At 39.7% G+C, this 22961-nt stretch carries 20 protein-coding genes; 3 read left to right on the forward strand and 17 right to left on the reverse strand.

The window, feature by feature from the left end; translation table 11 throughout:
- Positions 1-141: 141 nt before the first annotated feature.
- The gene (gene pyk / locus BM380_RS02400; RefSeq protein ID WP_008112452.1) at positions 142-1578 is read left to right on the forward strand and encodes a pyruvate kinase; all 1437 of its coding nucleotides are present in this window, start codon (positions 142-144) and stop codon (positions 1576-1578) included.
- Between the two features lie 61 nt (positions 1579-1639).
- On the opposite strand, the gene BM380_RS02405 is transcribed toward pyk, so the two are convergent.
- The 10 genes from BM380_RS02405 to thrS form a co-directional block, all read right to left on the reverse strand.
- On the reverse strand, positions 1640-2464 hold the full coding sequence (locus BM380_RS02405) for a LytR/AlgR family response regulator transcription factor (RefSeq protein WP_008110464.1): 825 nt from the start codon (positions 2462-2464) through the stop codon (positions 1640-1642).
- Positions 2461-3534, reverse strand: a complete 1074-nt coding sequence (locus BM380_RS02410) for a sensor histidine kinase (protein WP_008110465.1) — start codon at positions 3532-3534, stop codon at positions 2461-2463. Before BM380_RS02410 ends, BM380_RS02405 begins: the two co-directional genes overlap by 4 nt.
- Before the next feature lie 204 nt (positions 3535-3738).
- On the reverse strand, positions 3739-5295 hold the full coding sequence (locus BM380_RS02415) for a SulP family inorganic anion transporter (protein ID WP_090492679.1): 1557 nt from the start codon (positions 5293-5295) through the stop codon (positions 3739-3741).
- A gap of 114 nt (positions 5296-5409) precedes the next feature.
- A complete protein-coding gene (locus BM380_RS02420) occupies positions 5410-5868 on the reverse strand; it encodes an Lrp/AsnC family transcriptional regulator (RefSeq protein ID WP_008110469.1) in 459 nt (152 codons plus the stop codon).
- Positions 5869-5952: 84 nt separating this feature from the next.
- Entirely contained in the window at positions 5953-6594 is a 642-nt protein-coding gene (locus BM380_RS02425; protein ID WP_090492681.1) for an MBL fold metallo-hydrolase, read from the reverse strand.
- A 1-nt stretch (position 6595) separates the two neighbouring features.
- A complete protein-coding gene (locus BM380_RS02430) occupies positions 6596-8413 on the reverse strand; it encodes a M14 family metallopeptidase (RefSeq protein ID WP_090492683.1) in 1818 nt (605 codons plus the stop codon).
- Between the two features lie 287 nt (positions 8414-8700).
- Positions 8701-9063: a 50S ribosomal protein L20 gene (gene rplT / locus BM380_RS02435; protein WP_008110477.1), complete on the reverse strand. Its 363-nt coding sequence runs from the start codon at positions 9061-9063 to the stop codon at positions 8701-8703.
- Between the two features lie 15 nt (positions 9064-9078).
- A complete protein-coding gene (gene rpmI, locus BM380_RS02440; RefSeq protein ID WP_004587840.1) occupies positions 9079-9279 on the reverse strand; it encodes a 50S ribosomal protein L35 in 201 nt (66 codons plus the stop codon).
- A gap of 212 nt (positions 9280-9491) precedes the next feature.
- Entirely contained in the window at positions 9492-10052 is a 561-nt protein-coding gene (gene infC, locus BM380_RS02445; protein WP_008110479.1) for a translation initiation factor IF-3, read from the reverse strand.
- Between the two features lie 59 nt (positions 10053-10111).
- Complete coding sequence (gene thrS, locus BM380_RS02450; protein WP_024601037.1) at positions 10112-12022, reverse strand: threonine--tRNA ligase; 1911 nt, start codon at positions 12020-12022, stop codon at positions 10112-10114.
- A gap of 565 nt (positions 12023-12587) precedes the next feature.
- On the opposite strand from thrS, the gene BM380_RS02455 reads away from it, so the two are divergent.
- Positions 12588-13034, forward strand: coding sequence for a DUF3010 family protein (locus BM380_RS02455; RefSeq protein ID WP_008110482.1), 447 nt, complete (start codon positions 12588-12590; stop codon positions 13032-13034).
- A 330-nt stretch (positions 13035-13364) separates the two neighbouring features.
- The gene (locus tag BM380_RS02460; RefSeq protein ID WP_090492685.1) at positions 13365-15098 is read left to right on the forward strand and encodes an AMP-binding protein; all 1734 of its coding nucleotides are present in this window, start codon (positions 13365-13367) and stop codon (positions 15096-15098) included.
- Between the two features lie 45 nt (positions 15099-15143).
- Here BM380_RS02460 and BM380_RS02465 read toward each other — a convergent pair whose 3' ends face one another.
- The 7 genes from BM380_RS02465 to BM380_RS02495 all read right to left on the reverse strand — a co-directional run bounded on the left by BM380_RS02465 (position 15144) and on the right by BM380_RS02495 (position 22894).
- The gene (locus BM380_RS02465; protein WP_090492688.1) at positions 15144-16250 is read right to left on the reverse strand and encodes a GGDEF domain-containing protein; all 1107 of its coding nucleotides are present in this window, start codon (positions 16248-16250) and stop codon (positions 15144-15146) included.
- A gap of 180 nt (positions 16251-16430) precedes the next feature.
- Complete coding sequence (gene gdhA, locus BM380_RS02470) at positions 16431-17783, reverse strand: NADP-specific glutamate dehydrogenase (protein ID WP_090492692.1); 1353 nt, start codon at positions 17781-17783, stop codon at positions 16431-16433.
- A 387-nt stretch (positions 17784-18170) separates the two neighbouring features.
- The gene (locus BM380_RS02475; protein ID WP_024601041.1) at positions 18171-18644 is read right to left on the reverse strand and encodes a YehS family protein; all 474 of its coding nucleotides are present in this window, start codon (positions 18642-18644) and stop codon (positions 18171-18173) included.
- 98 nt (positions 18645-18742) lie between these two features.
- Positions 18743-19987 carry a lipoprotein-releasing ABC transporter permease subunit gene (locus BM380_RS02480; protein ID WP_090492694.1) on the reverse strand — a complete coding sequence of 415 codons (1245 nt, stop codon included), beginning with the start codon at positions 19985-19987 and terminating at the stop codon, positions 18743-18745.
- A complete protein-coding gene (lolD, locus tag BM380_RS02485; RefSeq protein WP_090492696.1) occupies positions 19977-20675 on the reverse strand; it encodes a lipoprotein-releasing ABC transporter ATP-binding protein LolD in 699 nt (232 codons plus the stop codon). Before lolD ends, BM380_RS02480 begins: the two co-directional genes overlap by 11 nt.
- On the reverse strand, positions 20668-21885 hold the full coding sequence (locus tag BM380_RS02490; RefSeq protein ID WP_024601043.1) for a lipoprotein-releasing ABC transporter permease subunit: 1218 nt from the start codon (positions 21883-21885) through the stop codon (positions 20668-20670). Before BM380_RS02490 ends, lolD begins: the two co-directional genes overlap by 8 nt.
- Before the next feature lie 136 nt (positions 21886-22021).
- On the reverse strand, positions 22022-22894 hold the full coding sequence (locus BM380_RS02495) for a LysR family transcriptional regulator (RefSeq protein ID WP_175527444.1): 873 nt from the start codon (positions 22892-22894) through the stop codon (positions 22022-22024).
- Between the last annotated feature and the right edge of the window lie 67 nt (positions 22895-22961).

The raw sequence follows: 22961 nt of genomic DNA on the forward strand, positions 1-22961 counted from the left end.
CATAATGATGACATATTCATTTTGTATATAATAGTCGCAATGTTATAAAAATTGCATAAAACTAAAGATTGCTCTTTATTAGTAATCGCTAAAAACAAAATAACCGTCAACTTGCTTAAAAAAAGCACACAGGAGAATTTAATGTTAAGACGTACAAAAATAGTCGCGACACTTGGACCTGCAACAGATAGAGATAATAACTTAGAAAAAATTATTCGTGCAGGCGCAAATGTCGTTCGATTAAATTTCTCACACGGTGTTGCACAAGATCATAAAGACCGTGCACAAGCTGTTCGAGATATTGCAACTAAACTTGGTAAGCACATCGCGATTCTCGCTGACTTACAAGGCCCAAAAATTCGCGTTTCAACCTTCAAAGAAGGCAAAGTGACCTTATCTGTTGGTGCAAAATTTATTCTTGATGCCAAAATGGAAAAAGGCCAAGGCGATATTAACGCCGTCGGTATTGACTACAAAGAGCTACCACAAGATGTTGCCCCTGGTGATTTATTGCTATTAAACGATGGCTTAATTCAACTCACCGTAGAAAGTGTTGAAGGTCACTTAGTTCATACCATTGTGACTGTTGGCGGCGTACTTTCTAATAATAAAGGGATTAACCGTTTAGGTGGTGGCTTAACGGCACCTGCATTTACGGAAAAAGATAAAGAAGATTTAATCACCGCTGCTGAAATTGGTGTTGATTACATTGCGGTTTCTTTTCCTCGCAGTGGCGATGATATGCGTTATGTGCGTTCACTTGCGGAAGCTGCAGGCTCTAATGCACAGCTTTTAGCTAAAATTGAGCGTGCTGAAGCAGTAGAAACACAAGAAGCAGTTGATGACATTATTTTAGCGTCTGACGCTGTTATGGTTGCCCGTGGCGACTTAGGTGTTGAAATTGGTGATGCTGCACTAATGGGTAAACAAAAACTCATTATTCGTCGTGCTCGTTCATTAAATCGTACCGTAGTAACCGCTACGCAAATGATGGAATCGATGATCGATAACCCTATGCCAACACGCGCAGAAGTTATGGATGTTGCCAATGCAGTACTTGATGGCACAGATGCAGTGATGCTTTCTGCTGAAACAGCCGCTGGTGATTACCCGGAAGAAACCGTTGCTACTATGGCGCGTGTTTGTTTAGGTGCTGAATCACAAAAAGAAACACACGTTTCTAAACATCGTTTAGACAGCCGTTTTTCTTCTAATGCCGAATCAATTGCCTTATCAGCTATGTATGCAGCTAACCACTTAGACTCTGTTAAAGCGATTATCACCTTGACTGAGTCAGGTAGTACGGCAAAATTGATGTCGCGTATTAGCTCTGGACTGCCTATTTATTCACTTTCACGTCATGCAAGTACATTAGGTCAAACAGCACTGTATCGTGGTGTTTACCCTGTATTTTTTGACTCTACAAAATGTGAAAAAGATAGCATGGTTAAAGATGCATTAAGCACACTTGTAGCCGCAGGCTCTTTACAAGCAGGCGATACCGTGATTATTACCCACGGTGATGCGATGGAAACGATTGGTGCAACCAACACGATGAAAATAGTCACGGTTTCGTAACTGTAACGCGCATAAAAAACGCGAGCTAAAAGCTCGCGTTTTTTTATGTTATTTATTAAAGTTAGCTAGCCAGTGCTGCTTTTACTTTATCACGGTAACTTCTACTTACTTTAAGCTCTTGTCCGTTATCTAACACTAATAAATATTCACCACTAACCTGAGTTACCAGCTTGCTAATTTGTTTGGTGTTAACAATCGCGCTGCGATGAACACGTACAAATAAGCTTGGATCTAATTCTTGTTCAAGCTCTTTCATGGTTTTACGTAATATATGCGTTTGCCCATCTTGGCAATGCAGACACATGTAATCACCTGCCGCATCTACCCACTGTATAGTAGCAACGGGTACTCTGACAATTTCGCCCTGCTCTTTTACGGCCAATGATTCAGGATAACGACGATCTGTAAGGGTATCGCCAGTGGCTAATTTCTTTAAAATTTCTTCGCAGTTATTGCCTGTTATCCCTGCTACGAAACTCGCTAGTTTTTTCTTATGGGCGTTATCCTGCTGAGTTTTTAAATAGGTATGCACTTTTTCTACCGCCTGTTTTAATCTGTTATCATCAACGGGTTTTAAAATGTAATCTAAAGCATGAATTTCAAATGCTTTAACAGCAAAGTGATCAAACGCCGTAACAAACACAATGGCAGGTAAATCTTTACTGCTTTCACTTAAAGCACGTGCCACTTCAAAACCGTTCATACCAGGCATTTGAATATCAAGAAAGACGAGATCAATTTTTTCGTTTTTACAACTTTCAATCGCATCAAAACCTGAACTACACAGTTTGATCACTTCAATATCAGAAAACTCTTCAAGCCTGACGGCTAAACCTTTACGTGCTAATGGTTCATCATCAACAATAAGCGTTTTTATTCTTGTCATTTCTTCACAGCCTTCTCAAACGGGACTCGCAGGTTAACTTTTAATCCACTTGGCGTATTATGTGATAATACAAACGAGTAATTATTTTCGTAGAGCGTTTTTAATCTGTCTCGGGTGTTTGCCACCCCTACGCCTTGTGCATTAACTAACTGGCCATTTTCAATATCAGTGCCAGGACCATTATCGCCCACTTCAAGTAATAATTCATTAGCAAAAACTTGTGCTTTTATATCAATAACGCCACCTTCTGACATATGGGCAATCGCATATTTAATGGCATTTTCGATGATCGGTTGCAATATTAAGCTTGGCACTAATGCTTGTTTGGCCTGCTCACTCACGTCCACATTAACTTGTAAGCGCTCATCAAAACGTACACGTTCAATTTCTAAATAGAGCATTAATGCATGTAACTCTTGCTCCAGCGGCACTTTTTTAATTGGATCAGTATTAAGCGTATAGCGTAAAAAGTCACTCAATTTAGATACCATCAAGTTAGCATCTTTATTTTCTTTTACCAAAACTAAGGTTGATATTGCATTGAGCGTATTAAACAAAAAATGAGGATTTAGCTGGTATCTAAGCATTTTTAACTGCGCTTCGTGCGCCATTGTGGTTGCTTTTAAGGCTTTTTGACGTTCACTTTGTAATAACTGGTAATACTTAACACCAAAGTACAAACCACTCCAACACAAAATAATATAAACAGAATCGAGTCCTTGTTGTAAATAATAAAACCATTCTTCAGGACGGTATCCGTGGCGATAAATTTCCCACAGGTTAAACTTTTGCACCACGGCCCATAATGTACCGGTTATATAAGAGGCGCCAAATACAACAATAATTAATACCCAAGGTGAGGCATTCCAAATTTTGCGATAAATATAACGCAGAGGCACAGTCATTAAACAGCCCGCATAGGCGTTTAGTAAAATAACGAATACGTAAATATCACGCATTTCGAATACTTTAGAACCAATATAGTTAACTAACGCATAACCTATCCAGCCTGCAATTTGCAAAAGCCAGAAAAAACGTTGTCTGTTATCAATTAAAGACTGCCAATTCAAAATTAATTATTACCTTGTAAATTTGTCACTATTATATCGATTTATCGTCGGGTATAGCACTACCAACTGTCTTACTTTTTAATAGCCCTATCGCAAACGATAACGTTGGCTGATGCTATTCGGTTAAGCGATTCAATTGATCTATATGCATAAAAAAAGCGAAAGGTATGTACCTTTCGCTTCTCAATGTTTACTTTTTATTTATTAAGCAAGTTTGTCTGAAGCAACTTTATAAGTCGGATCTTCAATTACGTTTACTTCCACTAAATCACGTGCTTTATGAAGTAGTTCTGTACAGTCTTTACTTAAGTGACGTAAATGCAACTTTTTACCCGCTTTATTGTACTTATCAGCTAGGCTATCAATTGCTTCTATTGCACTGTGATCCGCAACACGGCTGTATTTAAACTCAACAATAACGTCTTTAGGGTCGTTCTTTACATCAAATAAATCAGCAAAGTTTTTAACCGAACCAAAAAATAAAGGCCCATGTAGCTCGTACACTTTTGAACCTTCTTTATCAATATAGTTAGTTGTGTAAATATGTTTTGCATGCTGCCATGCAAACACTAACGCAGAGACAATAACACCTACACACACCGCAATCGCAAGGTCGGTAATAACCGTTACACCCGAAACTAATACAATTACAAAAGCATCAGATAAAGGGACGCGTTTCATCATTTTGAAACTCGCCCATTCAAACGTACCCAGCACCACCATAAACATAACCCCAACTAATGCCGCCAGTGGAATCATTTCGATTAAGCTTGAAGCGAAGATAATAAATGCAAGTAACATCAATGCTGCACTAATACCTGATAAACGCGAACGCCCACCTGAATTAATGTTGATCATAGATTGGCCAATCATGGCACAGCCACCCATTGCACCAAAGAAACCACATGTGACATTGGCCGCACCTTGGCCAATACATTCTTTATTAGAATGGCCACGGGTTTCTGTAATTTCGTCAATCAAGCTTAGCGTTAACAGCGATTCAATTAAGCCAATTGCTGCAAGAATAAGCGCATATGGAAAGATAATTTGTAGTGTTTCTAGGTTAAAAGGGACCATAGGAATATGAAACTGTGGTAAGCCACCGGCAATGGTTGCAGCTTCATTTCCTGTCATGCCTTTTAAGAAATCAAGTACCGTACGTGCTTCTAAATCAAGACCAATCACTAAACCCGTTACAGTAACAATAGCAACCAGTGATGAAGGCACCGCGGTAGTTAATTTTGGTAAAAAGTGAATAATTGCCATCGTTAGCGCCACTAAACCTAACATGATGTAAAGCGCACTGCCCGTCATCCACATTTGGCCGCCAGCACCATCAGGCACTTTAAACTGTCCAAGCTGGGCTAAAAATATAACAATCGCTAAACCGTTAACGAAACCGAGCATAACAGGATGCGGAACCATACGAATAAATTTACCGAGCTTAAATACCCCAGCCAATATTTGTAGTAGTCCCATCAGCAACACAGTGGCAAATAGGTATTCCACTCCGTGATCAAGTACTAAACTTACCATCACAACCGCTAATGCACCGGTTGCACCCGAAATCATACCCGGACGACCACCAAAAATAGCCGTAATTAAGCCCACAATAAATGCGGCGTATAAACCAACAAGAGGTTCTACATTTGCAACAAAGGCAAATGCAACAGCTTCTGGGATCAAGGCAAGTGCCACTGTCAATCCAGAGAGAATATCGTTTTTAGCAGAGCTTGACGCTCTGCTGAGTAAGTTAAACATTGAGTTCCTCAGTTTTATTTCGCTAACAAAAAAAGCGCTAGATTTTATCAAATTAGCGCTCATTTCACAATTATAGTTAATTCAGCCTGTGTGTTTTTAGCTGCTTAGTAAAGTTTAAAGTGGCAGTGCCGTGCTTCGTTTAACACACGTCATGGTCACATTAGAATGAACCTCTTGTACATATTCTAAGCTAAGCAAGTTATCGCGTACAAAGTGCTCATAACCTTCTATGCCTTGAGAAATAATACGCAACATAAAGTCCATAGTGCCAGCCATGGTGTAACATTCAGTCACTTCATCATAGCTAAGTATTAATTTTTCAAACTCAGCTAAATTCTTTTTACCATGGTTTGATAAACGTACATGGGCGTAAACCAACATATCAAAGCCCAGCTTTTTTTCATCAAGCAATGCGACTTTACTTTTGATGTAGCCATCTTGTTCTAATTTAGCAATACGACGCCAACAAGGAGACTGAGAAAGTCCGACTTTGTCTGCAATCTCAGCAGTTGATAAACTTGCATCTTGTTGTAAAAGTGCCAATATTTGGCGATCTACGTGATTTAGAGACATTTTATTTCTTATTTATCTAATAAATTGGTTAAATTATACAGCCTTTTTAAAAAGCAGTCTGCTTATTTTTAACAAATATGCACATCAACCAAACTGGCCACTTACAAATGGGTTAGTAGCCTGTTCATGAGCAACATGGGTGTTGTCACCATGGCCACTTAAAATTGCAGTGTTCGGTGGTAATGACATGATATGTTGCATTATAGAGTCGATTAGCTGCTTGCTGTCGCCTTTAGGAAAGTCGGTACGCCCTATTGAACCTTTGAAAATAACATCCCCGACGATAACCGTATTCTGTGCTTGTTGATAAAACACAACATGCCCTGGCGTATGCCCTGGGCAATGAAGTACTTTAAATTCAAGCTGCCCAATTTTGATACTATCACCATGGGCTAACCATTCATCAGGATAGAAGGAGTTGATCGGTTTAAAGCCAAACATAGTGGCTTGCATCGGTAAATTGTCGAACCAAAAACGTTCATCCTCATGAGGCCCAATCATCTTTACCTTGTGTTGCTCGCGTAAATTATGCGCAGCGCCTACATGATCTAAATGCCCATGGGTTAACCAAATCGCTGCTAATGATAAATTATGCTGCTTAAGTGATGCATTAATTTTGTCAGCATCACCGCCAGGGTCGACCACGACAGCTTGCTGGGTTTGTTCACATACTATAATGCGGCAATTTTGCATAAACGGGGTTACGGGAATAGTGATTATTTTCATCTTATATTTCTTTATCTTTTTGTGCTGGAATAACTATATTCTCTTCGTATGACATTAAAACTGGGTATTTCAAATAAGCTTGATCATAAAATGGGCTATGCTCATATAACCAATTTAAACGTGCATCAGCGTTCTTAGCAAAGTCTTTATCCTGGTTTACTTTTTTATCAAATTCTTGGGCTAATTTGGGGTCATCAGCAAGCATTTTTTCAGCAAACGGTATCAAAGCATAATTTTCCATATATTCAGTGCGCTGAAAAATAGTATTAAACTCCCCCCAAGCAAAAAATGAATCTGGTGCTTCAGGATGTAGCAAGTGGACAGCTAACTCTCCTGCCTTTTGCTGCGTACTCACTTCAAACCAACCATCTAAATCCACATTTGTAGCTGGTACATAATCAAAACTAGCCGACACTCTAAAACGCCCTTCAAATGGCGCTTTATCAAAACTATATTGCGCTACTTTTGCCATTTTTAATGGCTGAGTGTTGGCACCACTGAGCTTATTAACTGACACCCCATGCAGGGCTAATTTCTCAATAATATCGGTGTAAACAGGTGGAATAAAAAATGATTTTGGTACTTCAACCGTGTGCTGCACCTCTTTTTGCCAAAAAATAGGCAGCTTGTCATAATCCTGTTTTTTACCCAAATAGCTTACTTCTTGTTGATTTGACAATGGGCTCAGGCTTTTAGAATAAGCAATACCTTTAAACGCGATATGATCAGGCTGCTCAGAATAACCACGCTTAACAATTAATTGCTTAGGAACAAATTCTTGTTCTTTTTTTACTGCATTAGCGAGTTTATCTTTATGCGCTGATAATGCTTCAATAGCACCATCTATAAACACATAAGTCCCTAACACGCGTTGTTTGTATGGCTTTAAAGAATGGTTTTCAACTAAAATGGTAGGCAATGACTTTAAATCACCCCACCCGTTTGAAAACCGCGGTGTGGCAACCCAACCGGCCAGCCCTGATTTAAATTCTTGCTTATCCATAACAAACACTAAAGGGCCCGGAATATGGCCTTGCTCAGTGAGGGTTTGATCAATCATTGGTTTAAAATAACGGTTAAGCGCATCTGAAATGGCAGGCGACTCGCTAGCAAATACCGGGTTATAGCCATAGGTTACATCGTATTGGTAATCAGCCCCATCAGTCACGTGTACGTCAATATACAAATTCGGATTATAATCATTAATTACTTGAAGGACGCTTTTAACCTCTGGCGTATCAAGCTTAGTGTAATCACGATTTAAATTAAGATTATTTGCGTTTGTTCTAAAACCCATTTTTACAGGGCCACGCTGATTAATACGATTAAACGCACTACTACGCTCGTGACCATCAACGTTTAATATTGGGATAAATAAAATGTTTACCTTTTTTAATATATCGCGTCGTTTACCCGTAGCAATATCTCTAAGCAGCATAAACATCGCATCTTTACCATCAATCTCACCAGCGTGAATACCAGCCTGAATAAGCACGGTTGGTTTGGTGCTATTGGCCATTTGACCCGCATTAAAAAAACCTTGTTCGCTGGCAATCAACATTTTTATTGCTCGTTTACTATTACTATAGCCAATCGTTTTTGATTTAAATTGAGTGGGATTCGCCGCCACTAATCTATCAACAAATGCCATGGTATCAGCATAATTGGGAGACGAGACTCCTGCAGAAATTTCAAAGTCTGTGGTTAAGGGTCCCTGTTGTTGCAATAGTGAGGTACTACTACCTTCCCATGGTAATAATGGCGGTAAATGATTGCTATTTGCCATACTTGCAGATAAAACCAATAAACTTATAAACATATACTTCTCTAACAAACCCATTAATTAAGAAAAATTATAGCAATTAAACTTTTCTAGTTGCCAAAACTGCGGTGGTTCAACAAAAAAATACAGCCAACGGCATTTTTAGTTGCAGCCCAGCCACGCTATCAACATCTACTGAATAAAAAGGGCTAATAAGTACCTAAAAAAACGAACACACAACGGTAATAAATAAAGGAAAAAGCCTACAAGCGCATAAAAAAGATAATAAATTACAGGCACAAAAAAAGGAGCCATGGGCTCCTTCTCATTACTTATACAAAAACTTAAGCTGCCGCTAGGCCTTCTTTTGCTTTTGCTACAAGCGCTGCGAATGCAACTTGGTCGTAAACAGCGATATCTGCAAGGATCTTACGATCGATTTCTACAGATGTCTTTTTAAGACCATTGATAAAACGGCTGTAAGACAGACCATTTTGACGTGAAGCAGCATTGATACGTGCAATCCATAGTTGACGGAAAGTACGTTTCTTAGCACGGCGGTCACGGTAAGCGTATTGACCCGCTTTAGTAACAGCCTGGAAAGCTACGCGGTAAACACGTGAACGTGCTCCGTAGTAACCTTTCGCTTGTTTTAAAACTTTTTTGTGACGTGCACGTGCGACAACGCCGCGTTTAACTCTTGCCATTTCTAAAAACCCCTATTAAGCGAATGGTAACATACGTGAAACTAGACCATGGTCATTTTTATGAACCATCATCTTAGGACGTAGGTGTAACTTACGCTTAGAAGTTTTCTTAGTCAGAATGTGACGAAGATGCGCTTGTTTACGCTTGAAACCGCCAGAAGCAGTCTTTTTGAAACGCTTAGCTGCGCCTCTGTGACTTTTTAGCTTGTAAGCCATTGCAATAACTCCAATTGTATTGCTTTAAATTTAGTAAGAAGGCGTGAGATATATTGCTATAGCTCCACTTTAAAGGCCTAACTTACTGCTATGTTCCGGTGAAAACTCGATATAAATACCGCAATTTTACTTTAAAACCGGTTAACTCAGGTGGACATTTTCACATCACTTGCAAACCTGAGCTAAATTCGGTGCGTATTATCGCCTAATTATTACTTTTTAGCAACCGGTGCCATCATCATAACCATTTGACGACCTTCAACACGATTTGGGAAAGACTCAACAACTGCTAACTCTTCTAAATCGGTTTTAATACGGTTTAATAATTCGATACCAATTTCTTGGTGAGCCATTTCACGACCACGGAAGCGGATAGTTATCTTAGCTTTATCGCCAGCTTCTAAGAACTTACGTAAGTTGCGCAGCTTAACCTGATAATCGCCTTCATCCGTTCCCGGACGGAATTTGATTTCTTTAATCTGGATTTGCTTTTGCTTCTTCTTCTGCTCTTTTAGTTCTTTGCTTTTTTCAAAGATGAACTTACCGTAGTCCATAACCTTACAAACAGGCGGCTCAGCGTTTGGACTGATCTCTACAAGATCAACACCCGCTGCATCAGCCATAGCTTGCGCGTCTTTTAATGACTGAATTCCAGCTTGTTCGCCGTCGATGTCGATTAAACGAACTTCTAGCGCTGTAATTTCTTCGTTAATACGATTTTTTTGAGCTGTTTGTTGCCCTTTCTTGCCGCCTCTAATGGTACGTTCCTCCAAGAATATCAATAATATAAGCGTGTAGTTGGCTGTTTGTGATTGCCCTACACGCTCGATTTTTACTGTCGATTTTTGATTTCTTCACTGATTTTAGCGATAAAATCATCGACATTAAATTTGCCTAGGTCTTCACCTGTGCGAGTTCGTACTGCTACTTCTTGTTGTTCAACTTCTTTATCGCCAACAACCAGTAAGTAAGGAATACGCTTAAGTGTATGTTCTCGGATTTTAAAGCCAATCTTCTCATTTCTCAAGTCAGCAGCGGCTCTAATTCCAAGTTTATTTAATTTTTGTACAATTTCCTGCACATAAGGTGCTTGTTTATCGGTGATATTCATAATCACCACTTGCTTAGGCGCAAGCCACGTTGGGAATAAACCAGCGTACTCTTCTGTTAAGATACCGATAAAGCGCTCAATAGACCCTAAAATAGCGCGGTGTATCATAACAGGTGTGCGACGTTCGTTATTTTCAGCTACATAAGTAGCGCCCAAACGACCCGGTAATGCAAAATCTAGTTGCACTGTACCACACTGCCACGCTCTGTCTAAGCAATCGTACAAAGTAAATTCAATTTTAGGGCCATAAAACGCCCCTTCACCTGGTAAATAATCAAATTCAATGTCATTTGCTTTAAGTGCGTCAGCAAGTGCAAGCTCTGCTTTGTCCCACATTTCATCTTCGCCAATACGTTGCTCTGGGCGAGTTGAAAGTTTAACAACAATTTTTTCGAAACCAAATGTTTCATAGGTATCGTAAACCATTTTAATACAGGCCGATACTTCATCCATGATTTGCTCTTCTGTACAAAATACATGCGCATCATCTTGGGTAAAGCCGCGTACACGCATTAAGCCATGAAGCGCGCCTGATGGTTCATTTCGGTGACAACAACCAAACTCTGCCATACGCAGTGGTAAGTCACGGTACGATTTTAAACCTTGGTTGAAAATTTGTACGTGACCTGGACAGTTCATTGGCTTGATTGCGTATTCACGCTTTTCAGATTCCGTGGTAAACATGGCTTCTGAATACTTTTCCCAATGCCCTGATTTTTCCCACAAAGAGCGATCCATCATCATTGGACCTTTCACTTCTTCGTATTGGTACTCACGTAATTTTTCACGCACAAAGTCTTCTAGCTCGCGGTAAATGCTCCAACCATCGTTGTGCCAAAATACCATACCTGGCGCTTCTTCTTGCCAGTGCCATAAATCGAGTGCTTTACCGATACGACGGTGATCGCGCTTCTCAGCCTCTTCTAAACGCTTTAAATACGCTTTAAGTTGCTTTTTATCGCCCCATGCTGTGCCGTAAATACGCTGTAGCATTTTGTTTTCAGAATCACCGCGCCAGTATGCGCCGGCCACTTTCATAATTTTGAAGTTTTGACAAAACTTCATGTTTGGCACATGAGGACCACGACACATATCGATGTATTCTTCGTGATGATATAAACCTGGACGGTCATCTTGTGCGATATTTTCGTCTAGTATTTCAATTTTGTATGTTTCGCCACGCGCTGCAAAAGTGTCGCGCGCTTCTTGCCAGCTAACGGTTTTTTTCACTACGTCGTAGTTTGTTTTTGCAAGCTGTAGCATACGTTTTTCAATGGCATCAAGATCATCTTGAGATAACGAATGTTCCATATCAATATCGTAGTAAAAACCGTTATCAATTGTTGGACCAATCGCCATTTTTGCATCAGGAAAAAGTTGTTTAACAGCATGACCAATTAAGTGCGCACACGAGTGGCGAATAATCTCTAGGCCATCGTCGTCTTTTGCGGTAATGATCTCAAGACGAGAATCGTCACTAATTAAATCACACGCATCTACGCGTTCGCCATTAACACGACCCGCAATGGTGGCTTTTGCAAGACCAGGGCCTATATCGTTTGCTACATCAAGAGTGCTTACAGGGTTTTCAAAACTACGCTGACTACCGTCAGGAAGAGTAATAACTGGCATTATAAATCCTTACATACAGTGGTGACACCTACAATGTATCACGTGTATTTTTAATTAATTAAATGAGAATGACTCGACAACGCTTTTACGAATAAGCATTGACTATTTTTCGCCAAAAATGGCTAATGTAGATGCTGAGTCTGCTCAACTACAAGAGAGTTATTGTCGCGTGCTGCAGCATTAATTACAAGTTTTAAGCTATTAAAAACCACCCAATTTTACCATAAAAGTGCAATTAATAACGTTTAATAGGAGTCTGTTGGCTTTCTATATTAGGATTTGTTCAATCTAGGGGCGATTTAGTTAAAGCCCGGGAGCTATCACCTGGCGCTAAGTAAAAAATTGAGCAACGCTTACACCTATTTAAAGTAAACAAACCATAGCGCTGTCTTGGCTAAAAAAAGGAGGGCTGCACATTTAGCCGCAAAGATAAACAGACCTTGTTACATCAAAATGACGAATGGACGTTAAGCGCTAACAAAAACACCACTGTAAGTGCTTAAACTCGCATTTTAATGCGTGTTGCGTATAATAACGGGTAATTAAGTTATAGTAGAGATTAGCAATGAGAACATGTGGTGTAGAAATTACCGGTAGTGATGTACTACTTTGTATTTTAAGTAAAGATAATGACGTTTTTGATATTCGTGATGTGCGCCAAACACGCTTTACCTTAGGTAACGGTAACGACACTGAAGTAATGCGTAAGTTTCAGTTTGATTTTGCCAAGTTAATGCAAGATTACCAAATTGATTCGGTTGCCATTCGCGAACGCCAACCTAAAGGTAAGTTTGCTGGCAGCGCTAAAGGATTCAAAATGGAAACCGCTATTCAGTTAATCGATAATCTCGATGTACGCGTGTTTTCAACCACCGAAATAAAAGAACAAGTAAAACGTAATCCGATACCTATCGCGTTTGAAGACACCGGTCTTAAAAAGTATCAAGAAAATGCATTTGTTAATGCTTACGTTTACATCATGAAAAAAACGTATCGCAGCGACGAAATGTAAATTAATTACATCCTTATAAAAACGCGTATTCGCTAGAGAGTACGCGTTTTTTTGTCTTTAAATTCTACATAAAAACAGTAATACCAATTCGCTTAACTAAGTGATCTAATTTGAGGGAGGAAATCGTGTCGATATCAAAGCAAATATTTCGTTAGTTAGTTGTTCTAAATGAGAAATCTTTAACACAGCTAGCGTCTGATTTGCCCCCTCAAAATGATTTAGTATTATTGCCGATTGGTATAATACATTAGTCTAACCCTCTTCCTTTTGTCGACAATTCGTGTTTATTTAAACAGCAGGCCTCTCAAAAATAAAAACATGGAGTATGTCATGAAAGCGACACAAAAAGTGATAAAAGAAGTAGAGCAAATAAACACTATACCGCTATCAAGCAGCTATTTTAAAGGAATTCAGAGCACACCATTAGTAGAACAAACCATAGGCGAATACTTTGACGCCATTGTCGACAATAACCCAGACGCTCTGGCCGTAGTCGTTGCCCATCAAAATATACGTTTACGCTATAAGCAATTTCAACAGCAGATTAATCAACTTGCTATGGGGTTACTGGCTTTAGGGGTAAAACCTGGTGAACGGGTCGGTATTTGGTCACCGAACAATATACAGTGGTGCTTAACACAATTTGCCACCGCTAAAATAGGTGCCATTATGGTATGCATTAACCCAGCTTACCGCCCTAGTGAACTGCAATATGCACTAAACAGTGTGGAATGCTCTACGCTTATAACCGCCACTGAATTTAAAGGCAGCCACTATATTAATATGCTGCAAAGTTTAGCTCCTGAGCTTAGCGGTTGTAACAAAGGTGAGTTAACCGCAGTCAAATTACCCACTTTAAAAAATGTAATTTGTATTGGTGATGAACCCGTCGATGGGATGTTTTCCTTTAATGAGGTTATGAGCATGCCCACCGATGCACATAAATTAGAACTGCAAGCGGTGGCCAAAACCCTCGATTGCAATCAAGATATCAATATTCAATTTACCTCTGGCACAACAGGAAACCCTAAAGGGGCTACGTTGACGCATAAAAATATATTGAATAATGCGCTTTTAGTCGCACAAGCTATGCACTTTACTGAGCGCGATAAGCTCTGTATTCCTGTTCCGCTATATCACTGCTTTGGCATGGTATTAGGCAGTTTATTGTGTGTCAGTAAAGGGGCCGCTGCAATTTATCCACGTGATTCTTTTGATCCAAAAACTACATTAGAGGTGGTACAACAAGAAAAATGCACCGGCCTTCATGGTGTACCCACTATGTTTATAAGCGAGTTAGAGCTTAATAACTTTAACGAGTATGACTTAAGTACACTGCGAACGGGTGTTATGGCAGGCTCAACTTGTCCTGAACAGGTGATGCGTAAAGTACAAACACTCATGAATATGAATCAGGTGGTAATTGCCTATGGGCAAACAGAATGCAGCCCAATTAATAACATTACCGAAACCGACTCTTCTATTGAGCGTCAAGTCACTACGGTTGGCCGAGCACTTGCACACACCGAAGTAAAAATTATTGATGAGGTTGGTGACATTCAAAAAATCGGGCAGCCTGGTGAAGTATGTAGCCGTGGGGCCGGCATTATGCGTTGCTACTGGAATGATGAAGAGAAAACCAAAGCCACTATCGACAATGACGGCTGGCTGCACTCGGGCGATTTAGGGGTAATGGACAGTGAGGGCTTTGTCAGCATTGTTGGCAGAATTAAAGACATGATTATTCGTGGTGGTGAAAACATTTATCCGCGTGAAATTGAAGAAGTGCTTTACACCTATCCGGGTATACAAGACGCCGCTATTTTTGGCATTAGTGATGAAAAATTTGGCGAAGAAGTCTGTGCTTGGATCCAGCCTAAAGAAGGTGAAGTGCTTGATGAGCAAGCAATTCGTCTGTTTTTAAAGGACAAACTCGCCTACTTTAAACAACCTAAATACATTCGCTTTGTTGAAAATTACCCGATGACGGTAACCGGCAAATTGCAAAAATTTAAAATGCGTGAACAAATGCAAGAAGAGCTCGCCGAATCTGCATTTTCGTAAACCGATTCAATGCGAAGCACTATCAGCTTAGTGCTTTGCATTGTCTTACTCAATTTCAGGTTGTTTAGGGTCAACAAAATCGGTAATACTGATATTTCGTCCTGCATTTTTAGCTTTATAAACCCCTACATCAGCTGTTGCTAACAATGATTTTATTGAAGGTCTATATGTCGTGTATTGATCAATTGCAATACCGGCAGAGACAGTAATACGGTTAAAAGGTGAATATTGGTGTGCAATGGGGTCGTCTGCGAAGCACTTAGGTAAGTCACTTAACCAATCTAGCTCATTCGCTTGCAATGTTTTTACCAATATGAATTCTTCACCACCAAAACGCACCACAATATCAGCGTCACAATGCTTTAATCGGTTTGCTACTGCTATTAGTACGTTATCTCCCTCTAAGTGGCCGTAGTTATCGTTATATTTTTTAAAATAGTCGACATCAATCATGGCTAACCCTAAATATTGTGATGGCGCTAACTTGTTAATTAATGCTTTACAGCGCCGATCAAAACTATGCCGATTATGCATACCTGTTAACTGATCGGTGTTGGCTTTTTCCGTTTCAAATAACTCCGCTTTATATTGCTTTCTTAATAAGGTATCTAGTTGATATTGCACAATAGCCAATACAATCACCATGCTAAAATAAAAATAAAGTGTCCATACAATCGAAGTAGAAGAAAAAAGCTCAATAAATATCAAGGCAATGCCGATTATTGACCATAAAACCAGTTTATGTCCTAAGTGCAGCATCGGTATGGCTATAAATGCAGCCGCTACAAGCATAGGCCCTCCCTCTTTCAACTCACCGTAACGCTGAACATATACCCAGAAGAAATAACTAAATAAAAAACAAAATAAAACCGCATAACTAAAAAAGCGCGAATGTAAGTACTCTGAACTTAGTGTTTTATTTATAATAATCAGAACTATCGATAGCAATACCATAACTACACGTAAAATTGTTATGGTTGAATTAGCAGGCTCTTGTTGATTAAACCAAGACATAAAAATAAAAGATAATAAAAAAAGTGTTACAAGGTAGAGTGATGCATCAGCAAGACGCATTGAGCTTTTATTAAGTTGATTTTGGAAGTCGTGCTCTGTCGCACTTGAAAAATAAAAAATTGCGGGAATAAGTCGCACCTGCACTCTCCTTAATAAGCTCACTGATCCTTATCCACACTATAGTTTATTGTTATTAATTAGCGAGTTAAATTTACCTTATTAAATAATATTATACATTATTTTTGCTATATCCTGAACAATTCTTATTCAGGATATAACGAATAAAAGTAGAGAGTTAATTAAATAGCCGAGGCGCTACTATACAACGCCTTGTTCAATCATTGCATCGGCTACACGTCTAAATCCAGCGATGTTAGCGCCTAATAATAGATTACCGGGTTGATCAAATTCTTTTGCGGTATCGCTTGCTGTTGTGAAAATATCTTTCATTATTTGCTTGAGCTTTTCATCAACTTCTTCAAACGTCCAGCTTTGCATACTGGCATTTTGCGCCATTTCTAGTTGGCTGGTTGCCACGCCACCGGCATTAGCCGCTTTACCCGGGCCATAAGCTATTTTTGCTTCAATAAAGCAATCAATCGCTTCTTTGGTTGAGGGCATATTGGCACCTTCACATACTAATTTACAGCCATTATCAAGTAGCGCTTTTGCATCCGCTTCGGTCAATTCATTTTGCGTGGCGCAAGGGAATGCCGCATCCGCACTGTAGCGCCATACCATATGACCATCCTCTGGGTAGTCATCGCGAGGCGTATACTTGGCTTGTGAATGACTATCTAAATAGTCACTTAAACACCCTCTTGATTGCTCTTTGAGCTGTTTTATCAGCTTTAAATCAATACCATTCTCATCATATAAAGTGCCTTTAGAGTCACTACAGGTAATTGGCGTTGCACCAAGTTGATATAACTTTTCCATGGCATAAATAGCCACATTACCAGAGCCTGAAATTAAACAGCGCTTACCTGATAAACTATCGTTACGCTCTTCAAGCATATTATTAGCAAAATAGGCAGCGCCATAGCCTGTGGCCTCTTTACGGGCAAGCGATCCACCCCAAAGTAAACTCTTACCCGTTAGCACCCCTTCATAACGCCCTGTTAAGCGTTTGTATTGACCAAACATATAGCCAATCTCTCTGGCACCTACGCCAATATCGCCGGCAGGTACATCGGTAGTCGGGCCAATATGGCGGTATAGCTCGTTCATAAAGGATTGGCAAAAACGCATAATTTCGCCATCAGAGCGTCCTTTAGGATCAAAGTTCGCACCGCCTTTTCCCCCACCAATAGGCAAACCTGTTAGTGCATTTTTAAAAATTTGTTCAAAGCCTAAAAACTTTATAATGCTGGCATTTACACTCGGGTGAAAACGTAAGCCGCCTTTGTAAGGCCCTAACGCCGAATTAAATTCAATACGGTAGCCTTTATTCACTTGAATATTGCCCTCATCGTCAACCCAAGGCACACGAAACATTAGTTGGCGCTCTGGCTCTACCATTCTTTGAATAATTGCTTGTTGTTGGTAATGACTTGTTTGCGCAAATACAGGTTCAAGTGAGTCAAGCACTTCTTCCACTGCTTGATAAAACTCACATTGCGCAGGGCTCGTTTGTTTTAACTGCGCAATGGTTGTGTGTATATAATTCATATTTATTCTTCCATGTAGGTATTTTTTAATTTGAAATAGGAAAAATGATCAATGCTATTGTTAGTGAAGAAATTAATTATCCGATCATTATTTTCACACTTTAACATCATAGATAAACTGGATGCACGTGTTTGATGTTGAATTAAATTGTTGTTTCTTTTGTATAAAAACTCATTAAAAAAGAATTTATATGCTAAAAACACCCATTTGAATGAATAACACGTTAAAAGTATTAAAAAAATAGTAAAACAAAATACGACTCTACATTTTTACGAGAGCGACAAAATAAACTGCTTTATGAGACTGAAGTTGTAGAAGGATAGACTGATGATTGAGTAAATGTGGAGAGGTCAAAATGGAGGTTGTATTCAACCTCCATAAAATGCATTAAGCTTTTTCGCCATCTGGGCGAAAAGTACGCTGTACACCGGTTAAAAATAAACGCAATATTTGATCGTTACACACACGGTAATGCTTGTTTTCAACTTTACGTGAAAATGCGCTTAGCTCATGTTTACTTAAATCAAAATCAACCAACGCCAAGGTCGCGATCACGTCTTCTGCTTTCATATTTAAAGCAATACGTAGCTTCATAAAAATAATATTGTTGTTCAATTTACTTTCAGGCTCTGGCTGCTCACCTTCACGCTTGCCGCGCTTGGTGTTTATAAAGCCATTTAAAAATACCGCAAATTCAGTGTCACTTATTGGGGTATACCCAGGCTCGCCCTCTTTAGTTAACCATGCAATCACCTGCTCAGTGCTTACGCTCTGCGCTGCTGCGGCGAAAACATCAACCATAGCTGAATCAGTTAAATCAAAGGTGTAGCGAATACGGCGTAAAATATCGTTATTTGTCAAAGTAAATCCCAAGGTAAATAAGCGCTCAGCAAACAAAAGCTGTTTAGTAGCGGCGCAGTTTATCAGAGTTACACTAAGCACCCTATTAAATACTGTGTTTAATTACCCAATACCTTTGCCGGATCTACGCGTGTTGCTTGCCATGCTGGATATAGCGTCGCCAATATCGCAAGCACAAAGGTGGCTATAACGGTCAACACGATATCTTGCCAAACTAATTTACTGGGCAAAAATTCGATAAAGTACACACCTTCTAGCGGGTTTTCACCCAGTAACAAGCTCAGCCAAGTAAATAGCTCACTAATATTAATTGCTAAAATCACGCCAACAATTGAGCCTAAAAGTACACCCACAAATGCTTGGGTTAAGCCTTGCATGACAAAAGTAGCCAATATGGTACTGTCTTTGGCACCCATGCTTTTTAAAATAGCAATATTGCCTTCTTTTTCACGCACTTCCATTACCAGTGAAGACACAATATTGAAACTCGCCACCGCGATAATTAAAAACACCACAATATAAACAATCGTGCGCACCATTTGAATATCTTGATACAAGCTACCTTGCGTTCTAAGCCAACTCGAAATATACACATAATCGGTAATAGTCTGGCCAACACGAAGCGCTATTTGATGCGCCGAAAACACATCATCAACACGCAAGCGTAACCCTGTTACTTGGCTTTGATCATAGCCTAAGGTTTGTTGTGCTTTGTTAAGATGAATAAAAGCAGCGCTGCTGTCGATTGGTCCGCCCATTTCTATAATGCCCGCAAGCGTGAGGGTAACACGTTTTGGGGCGAGTAATGACTGGCCTTTTTCACTAATTTGCGGGATTAACAAGGTCACATTATCACCTAATGCGATATTAAGTTGCTTAACAATTTGCTTGCCTAAAATAACATCATCATCTGTTAACTGGCTGACTAATTTACCTTGTGTAAATTGGTTTATGGCTGACACATCACCTTCCAACGAAGGCTCAACACCTCGGATCTCAACCGCTTTTAATTGGCTTTTAAATTGCGCCATCCCATTAACAGCAATAAATGGGGCTGCGCCTGTTACGTGTGGTTGCTGTTTTAACTTTTCGACTTTAGTGGGCCAATCGGCAATTGGCCTACTTGGGGCAACATATTCAACTTGCGGCACTACACTTAATAAACGATGCACTAATTGCTGCTCAAACCCATTAATCACCGATAACGCCACAATTAACACGGCAACACCAAGTAAAATACCAATAGTGGATGCTTTGGCTATAAAACTTACGAAGGCATTTTTTTCATCTTTATGGCCTGAATAGGCTCTAAAGCGTTTACTAATAAAGGCACTAAGCAACATGGCTAGACTCTTTTATTGATAGTTTACCATCATCTAAGTACGCTATTTTACCCAGCTTATCTGCCAGTTCTAAATCATGAGTCACTACCACAAAGCTGGTGTTTAAACTTTTATTTAACTCATTAATTAAATCGTAAATTTTAATCGCATTTTGCTTATCTAAATTACCCGTTGGCTCATCAGCAAGCACCAGCGCAGGCTCTGTCACTAAAGCGCGTGCAATGGCAACACGCTGACGTTCACCACCAGAAAGAGCCGAAGGCTTATGGCTACTTCTATGTGCAAGGCCTACCTTATCTAGCATGTTAAGTGCTTTCTTTTTGGCTTCTTTCGCGCTCAACCCTTTTATGAGTAATGGCATGGCAACGTTTTCAACCGCACTAAATTCCATTAATAAATGGTGGAACTGATAAATAAACCCTAAGTTTTTATTTCTAAAAGCCGCTTGCTGCGAGCGAGATAACTTAGAAACGTCTTGGTTTTTTATTTTTGCACTACCCGCACTGGCCGTGTCTAAGGTGCCTAAAATATGTAACAAGGTGCTTTTACCTGAACCTGAGCTGCCAACAATTGCCAGCATTTCACCTTGCGTTAGGGCTAAATCAACGCCTTTTAATACCTCAACCTGATTTTGCCCGTCTTGGTACACCTTACTTATTTTTTCACAACTAATTACTAAATCATTCATAACGTAATACCTCTGCTGGGTTTACTTTAGCGGCTTGGCGCGCTGGATATAAAGTCGCTAAAAAGCTCATTGCTAAGCTTAAAACGGCAATAACACTTAAACTAACCACATCAAATTTGACGGGGAGTGAAATTCCCGATAGTAAATTTAAACCAACCAAAGCCAGCAGTTCATTTATATATAAGCTTAATAAAAGACCTAAAAAAGCACCCACGGCCGTGCCAATTACCCCGTTATAGAGCCCTTGTACCATAAATACGGTTTGCACTTGGCTTGGTGTGAGCCCTAATGTTTGCAAAATTGCTACTTCGCTTTGTTTTTCACTGACCATCATGGTCAGTGCCGATACAATATTAAATACCGCCACCAGCACAATTAAGCCAAGGAGCATAGACATAATGCGTTTTTCCATCGCAACGGCGGCAAATAAAGTGCCTTGACTGCTTCGCCAGTCGGTGAGTTTAAAGTCATTGAGTATGTGTTGGCTGTCTTGCATAAATTGGTCAAGTGCAAACGGCTCATGCAGTGACACGCTTAAATTAGGTACCGTATTGTTGCTAAGTTTTAAAACCCGTTGTAGTGATACGCCACTGGTAAATGCCAGTCCCATGTCTATTTCGGAGCCAGTTTCATAGATAGCAGCAATTTTAAATAAACGTTGGCTTGGCATGCGCCCAAGTGGGGTGTACGTAGATGCGTTAGGCATAATTACACGTAACTTATCACCTAAGCCAACGCCAAGTTTGCGGCTTAAATAACGACTTATTGCAATATTATAATTATTATTTAGTACGCTTTGCCAATTGCCTTGCACTATTTTGTCGGTGATTTTATACAGCGAGCCGTTATTGTCGTAAAGCCCTTGTAATAACACCCCGTGAAGATCTTTATTGGTTTGCAATATGGCTTCACCGTGGCGGTACAAACTAACATGATCAACATACGGTGATTGCTCAAGCGCAGATTTTAACGAATTCATTTGCGCTTTGGAGTGATCTTTGGCTTGTACTTCAACGTGTGGAATAAGCCCCAACATATTAGATTTTAAACTACTCTCAAAGCCGTTCATTACACTACTGACCGTAAAAAGCGCCATTAAACCAATCGCTATACCTGCAATAGAAAAAAACGAAATGAACGAAATAAACGCATTGCCTTTAGAGGAGCGGCTATATCTGAGTCCGATAAATAGGCTAACAGGTTGAAACATATTAATTAAAACATTAATGCCAAAAGTGTGGCGTTATAGTAGCACGAACTCAGCGCAATTGAATATCACCATAAATGTAAGAAATAATTTATAAATCTGACACTTGGCTATATTTTAAACAAGCCAGTAAACCCTGCTAAACTTTCAGCCCTGTTACTAAGTAATCAAGTAATACCCGCACATTAGTAGCCACAAATTGCCGTGGCGGATATAGACCCCACACGCCCTCTTGTTGTGGTTGGTATGCAGTTAATATAGGCACTAACTGACCGGATTTAATTTCATTTTCAATATAGTAATCAGGCAACTGAACAATACCCAAACCTTTTTTAGCGCCGTCAACCAGTGCCCAGCCGCTATTACAATGCAATCGCCCTGCGACCTTAATATGTTTATCACGATTATTTTCATTTACTCGCCAATAACTACTATTGCCAATTAAACATTGATGATTATTAAGCTCCCCCAAAGTGTGAGGCTCACCAAAACACGCTAAATATGCAGGTGAAGCACACATAATAAATCGTCGCGAGCTCAAGCGCCGCGCTTTTAAGCTTGAATCTTTTAAATGGCCTAGTCGAATGGCTAAATCAAAGCCCCCCTCTAATAAGTTTTCTTGCTCGTTAGAGAGCGTTGCGATTACTTCTACCTCTGGGTGATCATGCATAAATGAATGCACAATGGGCATAATAAAACTTTCACCATACATAACCGGTGCTGTTAATTTAATTTTACCTTTAGGTGAGGTTTGTACCGATGCTAAGCCTTGAGTGGCCTCGTCCATTGCGTGCTGTAAATGTTTAACTTGGTGTAAAAACTGCTCGCCCTCTTTGGTTAACACAACCTTTCGAGTGGTACGTGTTAATAATTGCGTATTTAACCGTTGTTCTAGCTTTGTAACATGGCGGCTAATATGAGCAACCGAGAAACCTAACGTCTGTGCAGCTTGGGTAAAACTTCCCTCTTCGCCAACAGCAATAAACTCATCAATACCTTCCCAACGCATAATTATTACCATACTGTAAAAGTGTTTTATTAAATTGAAGATTATCATTATCTGAGAAACAAATACAATA

It is taken from the genome of Pseudoalteromonas sp. DSM 26666 (assembly GCF_900116475.1).
Taxonomy (GTDB): domain Bacteria; phylum Pseudomonadota; class Gammaproteobacteria; order Enterobacterales; family Alteromonadaceae; genus Pseudoalteromonas; species Pseudoalteromonas tetraodonis.